A 7,107-nucleotide genomic window follows, 5' to 3' on the forward strand; every position below is an offset into this window, starting at 1 on the left:
CCGGCTCTGCCAGCCGCCGTCGCCGGAGTCCTCCGTACCGGGCTCTTCCTGCTCGGAGTGTCAGCGCCCACAAGGCTGTAGGCACCCCGTGCCGCCGTCCGGTGGGGCACACCCGTCCCTGGTGTTCCGATCGGTTTGATGGACAATAGGGAACGAGGGGTGCCGCCAACCCGCACAGCCGTACAGTCCCAGCCGAAAGCCCATCATGAGCCGCTACGCCCACCCCGCCGGTTCCCGCCACGCGGAGATCCTGCCGGAGGACAACCCGCCGCTGCCGCCCGAGGACCTCAACGCCCTCGACCCCCGCGTCTGGCCCGCCACCTCGCGCCGCGCGGACGGAGAGCTCACCGTCGGCGGAGTCGGCGTGCGCGAACTCGCCGCCGCCCACGGCACGCCCCTCTTCGTCATGGACGAGGAGGACTTCCGTGGCCGCGCCCGCGACTACCGCACCGCCTTCTCCGACGCCGACGTCTACTACGCGGGCAAGGCACTCCTGACCAAGGCCGTCGCGCGCTGGGTCGTGGAGGAGGGGCTCAAGCTCGACGTGTGCTCCGGTGGCGAGCTCGCCGTCGCCCTGGCCGCGGGCGTCCCCGCCGAGCGCATCGGCATGCACGGCAACAACAAGTCCGCCGCCGAACTGCGCCGCGCCGTCGAGGCCGGGGTGGGCCGGATCATCATCGACTCCTTCGACGAGATCGAGCGTCTCGGCGCCATCGCCGCCGAACTCGACGCCCGCCCCAAGGTCCTCATCCGCGTCACCACCGGTGTCGAGGCGCACACGCACGAGTTCGTCGCCACCGCGCATGACGACCAGAAGTTCGGCTTCGCGCTGAGCACCGGCGCCGCCGCCGACGCGGTCCGACGCGTCCTCGCCGCCCCGCAGCTGGAACTCGTCGGCCTGCACTCGCACATCGGCTCGCAGATCTTCGACACCTCCGGCTTCGAGGTCGCCGCCCGACGCGTCACCCGCTTCCTCACCGGTGTCCACGAGGAACTCGGCGTCACCCTCGCCGAACTCGACCTCGGCGGCGGTCTGGGCATCGCCTACACCTCCGGTGACGATCCCCTCGACCCCAAGACCATCGCCGAGAGCCTCACCTCCATCGTGCGCCGCGAGTGCGAGGAGGTCGGGCTGCCGGTGCCCCGCATCGCGGTCGAGCCCGGCCGCGCCATCGCCGGCCCGGCCGGGATCACCGTCTACGAGGTCGGTACCGTGAAGGACGTCGAGGGCATCCGCACCTACGTCAGCGTCGACGGCGGCATGAGCGACAACATCCGTACCGCCCTGTACGGCTCGGAGTACACCAGCCAGCTCGTCTCCCGCGAGAGCGACGCCGAACCCATGCTGTCCCGCCTGGTCGGCAAGCACTGCGAGAGCGGCGACATCATCGTCCACGACCTCTACCTGCCCGCGGACCTGCGCCCGGGCGACCTGGTGGCGGTCGCCGCCACCGGGGCCTACTGCTACTCCATGGCGAGTAACTACAACCACCTGCCCCGACCGGCCATGGTCGCGGTCCGAGGCGGGAGCACACGCGTCATCGTGCGCAGGGAGACCGAGGAGGACCTGCTCCGCCTCGACGTCGGCTGAACGGTCCCCACGGCGGCACGGCCGCCCGAAGACGAGGATCACGAGAGAAGTGGGAGTCACGCCCAAATGGCGATGAAGGTGGCGCTGCTCGGATGCGGCGTGGTGGGCTCGGAAGTCGTCCGCCTGGTCAATGAACAGTCCGAGGAACTGGCCGCCCGGGTGGGCACGCCGATCGAGATCGGCGGTATCGCGGTGCGCCGTATCGACCGCGACCGCGGCGTCGACCCGGCGCTGCTGACCACCGACGCCACGGCCCTGGCCACGCGTCCCGACATCGACCTGGTCGTGGAGGTCATCGGCGGCATCGAACCGGCCCGCTCGTTGATCCTGGCCGCGGTCAAGGCGGGCAAGTCGGTGGTCACGGCGAACAAGGCGCTGCTCGCCGAGGACGGCCAGACCCTGCACGCCGCCGCGCGCGACGCCGGGGTCGACCTGTACTACGAGGCCTCCGTGGCGGGCGCGATCCCGCTGCTGCGGCCCCTGCGCGACTCGCTCGCGGGAGACAGGGTCAACCGCGTGCTGGGCATCGTCAACGGCACCACCAACTACGTCCTCGACCGGATGGACTCCCTGGGCTCGGGGTTCACCGAGTCCCTGGAGGAGGCGCAGGCCCTCGGGTACGCCGAGGCCGACCCCACCGCGGACGTGGAGGGCTTCGACGCCGCCGCCAAGGCCGCCATCCTGGCGAGGCTGGCCTTCCACACCCAGCGGGTGACCGCCGCCGACGTGCACCGGGAGGGCATCACCCACGTCTCCGCGGCCGACATCGCCAGCGCCCGCGCGATGGGCTGCGTGGTCAAACTCCTGGCCATCTGCCAGCGCTCGCAGGACGGTGAGTCGGTGGGCGTGCGCGTCCACCCGGTGATGCTCCCCGTGGAGCACCCGCTGGCCAGCGTCAAGGAGGCCTACAACGCGGTGTTCGTGGAGGCCGAGTCCGCCGGCCGCCTGATGTTCTACGGCGCCGGGGCGGGGGGCACCCCCACCGCCAGCGCGATCCTGGGCGACCTGGTCGCGGTGGCGCGCAACCGCCTCGCCGACACCTCGGTGGCCGAGGGCGGGCACGACACCGGGCTGCCGGTCCACGACATGGGCAGGACCATCACCAGCTACCACGTGGCGCTGGACGTGGCGGACCGCCCGGGCGTGCTGTCCAAGGTGGCGGAGATCTTCGCCGACCACGGTGTGTCCATCAGGAACGTGCGCCAGGAGGGCAGCGGGGACGACGCCCAGCTGGTGCTGGTCAGCCACCCCGCCCCCGACGCCGCGCTCAGTGCCACGGTCGAGGATCTGCGTGTCCACGAGATGGTGCGCGAGGTGGCCAGTGTGATGCGTGTGGAGAACTTCGCCGACTGAGCCGACTCACGGGCGCGGTGACGCCGGAGGTGCCCCGGAGCGGGCGCCGCGCGGACCGTACGGGCACCCGTACGGTCCGCGCGGCGTGCCCGAATGTCCGCATGGTGAGACACGGGTGACCGCGATTCGGGATACTCCGGACGGGGTCATAGACTCGTAGCTGGTGGGGGCGACGGACGCGCCACCGTGCCGTCCGGACACCTCCGCCTCCAGCACGCGTCAAGCGCATCCGCATCCACCCGAAAGGGACCCAGTCGTGAGCATGGCACGGGCGTGGCGAGGCATCGTCGAGGAGTACCGCGACCGCCTCCCCGTCAACGAGAGCACCCCGGTTGTCACCCTCCAGGAGGGCGGCACGCCCCTGCTGCCCGCCACGCGCGTGTCCGAGCTCACGGGCTGCGAGGTCTTCCTCAAGGTGGAGGGGCTCAACCCCACCGGGTCCTTCAAGGACCGCGGTATGACCATGGCCATCACCAAGGCGGCCGAGGACGGCGCCAAGGCCGTGATCTGCGCCTCCACCGGCAACACCAGCGCCAGCGCCGCCGCCTACGCCATCCGCGCGGGCATGACCTGCGCCGTGCTGGTGCCCCAGGGCAAGATCGCCATGGGCAAGCTCGCCCAGGCCCTCGTCCACGGCGCCCGCCTCCTCCAGGTGGACGGCAACTTCGACGACTGCCTCGAACTGGCCCGCAAGCTCAGCGTGGACTACCCGGTCGCCCTGGTGAACTCGGTCAACCCCTACCGCCTCCAGGGACAGAAGACCGCCGCCTTCGAGATCGTCGACGCCCTCGGCGACGCCCCCGACGTCCACTGCATCCCCGTGGGCAACGCGGGCAACATCACCGCCTACTGGATGGGCTACACCGAGTACTCCAGGGACGGGGTGTCCACGCGTGCCCCGCGCATGCTCGGCTTCCAGGCCAGCGGCGCCGCGCCCATCGTCAACGGCGAGCCCGTGACCAGCCCGAGCACCATCGCCACCGCCATCCGCATCGGCAACCCGGCCTCGTGGAAGCTCGCCGAGCAGGCCCGCGAGGAGTCCGGCGGCCTCATCGACAAGGTCACCGACCGCCAGATCATGGCCGCCTACAAGCTCCTCGCCGCCGAGGAGGGCGTGTTCGTCGAACTGGCCTCCGCCGCGAGCGTCGCCGGTCTGCTCCAGGCCGTGGACGCGGGTCAGGTCCAGCGCGGCAGCCGCGTGGTGTGCACCGTCACCGGTAACGGTCTCAAGGACCCCGACTGGGCGCTGGCCGGAGCCTCCTCGGCCACCACCGTCCCGGTGGACGCCCTCGCCGCGGCCAAGGCCCTCGACCTCGCCTGAGCCCGGTCGGCCGACGACGAGACCGGTTGTCCACAGGGCGGGGGAGCGCCTTCCGCCCTGGGGCGGCACCGATAGCCTCCCACACGGGAGGGGTGCGGGCCCGTGCCCGCGAGGGCGTGTGGGCCCCCGGCAACAACCCCACCACGCCACCGCGGTCCGTACGGGACCCCTGCCCCGTCTGTGGACCTCGCCCCGGGGCGTCCGAGCTCCGGCCGAGCTCGCGAGGACGTAAGAACACAGAAAGAGCCCACCGTGACCCCAACGCGCCCCACCCGGGTGTCCGTCCTGGCCCCCGCCACCAGCGCCAACCTCGGTCCGGGGTTCGACGCCCTCGGCCTGGCCCTGGGACTGCACAACGAGTTCGAGGTCTCCCCGCGCTCCGACGGCGAACTACGCGTGCGCGTCGAGGGGGAGGGAGCCGGAGAGGTACCGCTCGACCAGCGCCACCTGGTCGTGCGCGCCATGCGCGAGACCTTCGAGCGGGCCGGGGAGAAGTTGCCCGGGCTCGACCTCACCTGCGTCAACCGTGTTCCGCACGCCCGAGGGCTCGGTTCCTCCTCCTCGGCGATCGTCGGCGGAGTGGCCGCCGCGAGCGCCCTGCTGGGGCGCACCGGCCCCGACGGGGGCCCGGACCGCGACGGGATCTACCAGATCGCCGCCGACATCGAGGGCCACCCGGACAACGTCGCCCCCTGCGTCTACGGCGGGTACACCGTCGCCTACCGCGACGGCGACCGCTGGGGTGCGGTGTCCCTGACCCCCGACACCCGGATCCTGCCGGTGCTGTGCGTACCCGACTGGCGGCTGTCCACCGAACGGGCGCGCGGACTGCTGCCCGAGGAGGTTCCGCACGGCGACGCCGCGTTCAACGCGGGGCGCGCCGCGCTGATGACCGCGGCCGTTTGTGGCCACCCGGAAACCCTGTACGCGGCCACCCGGGATCGGCTACACGAGTCCTACCGCGCACCCGCCATGCCGCGTACCCTCGATCTCATCCGTGACCTGCGTCAACACGAGAAACTGCCCGCCGTGGTATCCGGAGCGGGGCCCACGGTGCTCGTGCTGTGTTCCGTGAGCGGGGGGAGGGCGGCGGCTGATTCCCCGGAAATCACCGCCCAGGTTGATTCGATCCGCCGGAGGGCGGGTAAGAATTGGGGCATACGCCCCCTGCTCGTCGAATCGGCCGGGGTGCGGTCCCCATCTCCCCATTCGTAGCAGCTGTGTCGAGGAATAGCCGTGGCCTCTGGTGATGTTAGGCTAGGTGAAGCACCAGGTGCCCCGTTACGGGGCGAGTGCTCATCCGCCACAGCGGCCTTCGCGTCCCATACTCCGGTGGTCCGGTCCCACGACCATCCGGAAGCGACGGCCAACGTGTCGAGTCCGCGGTTCTTCCGCGACTGTGCCAACGTCATCGTAGCCCGCTCCTCCTCGGATGAGCGTGTCTCCACGATGGACGGGCAACATCACCGAGCCATCCGCCCTGACGTCTGGCTGTACCCAGAGCCCGCCGCGATTGGGTAGGGGACCGTCTTCACGCCGGTTTCCGACATCCACGTGGGGCACGCCCTACCCGGCCCTGCCGGTTCGCACCACCGGGCCGGCCGCTCCAGCACCCGCTGACGGCCGAAGCCCGCTCCTTGGGAAGGACCCTTAGTGAGCGACACCACCGAACTCCGAACGGACGCGGCGGTCGAAGACAAAGCCACCACCGGCGCTTCCGGAGCGGAGGCTCGCGATGCCGCGCCGACAGGTGCGTCGTCGCGGTCCCGCGCGGCGTCGCGCGGTACCGGGCTCTCGGCTCTGAAGCTCCCCGAGCTCCAGAAGCTCGCGTCGAGCCTGGGTATCACCGGTACGGGGCGCATGCGCAAGAGCGACGTCATCGCCGCGATCGAGGCCAAGCAGGGAGGTCCCGTCAGCGGCCCGTCGAAGGCCAAATCCACAAAGAACGCCGAGACGGCGCCCAAGGCCGATAAGGTCGAGGCAACCGACGGCCGGACCGAGGCCCAGACTCCCGACGCGTCGGGCACGGACCAGGCTCCGCGCAAGCGCGCGGCCAAGCAGCCGTCGGACCAGGCCGTGACCGACTCCCAGGGTGAGCGGGACGACAACAAGCCGTCCCGTGGCCGCCGGTCGTCCCGCAGGCGCGGTGACGAGTCCGGCGACCAGACCCGATCGGTGGACGGCGCCGAATCCTCTACCTCCGCGAGCAGCGTGACCAAGACATCCAGCACCCCCCAGAAGAACGGCCCCGACACCTCCGAGGACCGTGACAGCAGGTCCGGGCAGGGTCGTGAGCGCCAGCGCAACCGCCGCAACCGCAACAGGGGCGGCGACGACCAGAACAACGGAGGCAATGCCCAGCAGGGCGGCGGCCAGAACCAGGGCCGCGGCTCCGGAGGCGGCCAGAACCAGGGCCGGGGCTCCGGTGACGACGACGACTTCGGTGGCGGCGGGCGCCGCCGCGGACGTCGCCGGGACCGCCGGGACCGCCGTGGACGTGGCGGGGGTCAGGAGACCGAGCCGGTGATCGGCGAGGACGACGTCCTGCTGCCGGTCGCGGGCATCCTCGACATCCTGGACAACTACGCCTTCGTGCGCACCACCGGCTACCTGCCCGGTCAGAGCGACGTCTACGTCTCCCTGGCCCAGGTGCGCAAGTACGGCCTGCGCAAGGGTGACCACATCATCGGCGCCGTCCGCCAGCCGCGCGAGGGCGAGCGCAGGGAGAAGTTCAACGCCCTGGTGCGCCTGGACTCGGTCAACGGCATGTCGCCCGACCAGGCCAAGCACCGCCAGGAGTTCTCCAAGCTCGTCCCGCTCTACCCGCAGGAGCGGCTGGGCC

5 protein-coding genes are annotated in these 7,107 nt (G+C 71.4%); all 5 read left to right on the top strand.

Going from position 1 to position 7,107, the window contains the following annotated elements:
• Nucleotides 1-205: 205 nt before the first annotated feature.
• Complete coding sequence (gene lysA / locus D455_RS0110815; RefSeq protein WP_017570742.1) at nt 206-1,591, top strand: diaminopimelate decarboxylase; 1,386 nt, start codon at nt 206-208, stop codon at nt 1,589-1,591.
• A gap of 66 nt (nt 1,592-1,657) precedes the next feature.
• Nucleotides 1,658-2,944 (top strand): homoserine dehydrogenase, encoded by a 1,287-nt coding sequence (locus D455_RS0110820; RefSeq protein ID WP_017570743.1) that lies wholly within the window; start codon nt 1,658-1,660, stop codon nt 2,942-2,944.
• A 262-nt stretch (nt 2,945-3,206) separates the two neighbouring features.
• Nucleotides 3,207-4,265 carry a threonine synthase gene (gene thrC / locus D455_RS0110825; RefSeq protein WP_193789424.1) on the top strand — a complete coding sequence of 353 codons (1,059 nt, stop codon included), beginning with the start codon at nt 3,207-3,209 and terminating at the stop codon, nt 4,263-4,265.
• Between the two features lie 276 nt (nt 4,266-4,541).
• Entirely contained in the window at nt 4,542-5,480 is a 939-nt protein-coding gene (gene thrB, locus D455_RS0110830) for a homoserine kinase (RefSeq protein WP_017570745.1), read from the top strand.
• Between the two features lie 438 nt (nt 5,481-5,918).
• On the top strand, nt 5,919-7,107 hold a 1,189-nt coding region (locus D455_RS0110835), incomplete at its 3' end, for a Rho termination factor N-terminal domain-containing protein (protein ID WP_017570746.1).

Source organism: Nocardiopsis halotolerans DSM 44410, assembly GCF_000341065.1.
GTDB lineage: Bacteria > Actinomycetota > Actinomycetes > Streptosporangiales > Streptosporangiaceae > Nocardiopsis > Nocardiopsis halotolerans.

Bases quoted from the DNA above. Each gene is read 5' to 3' on its own strand.
- lysA (WP_017570742.1), top strand. From the start codon at position 206: ATGAGCCGCTACGCCCACCCCGCCGGTTCCCGCCACGCGGAGATCCTG.
- D455_RS0110820 (WP_017570743.1), top strand. From the start codon at position 1,658: ATGGCGATGAAGGTGGCGCTGCTCGGATGCGGCGTGGTGGGCTCGGAA.
- thrC (WP_193789424.1), top strand. From the start codon at position 3,207: ATGGCACGGGCGTGGCGAGGCATCGTCGAGGAGTACCGCGACCGCCTC.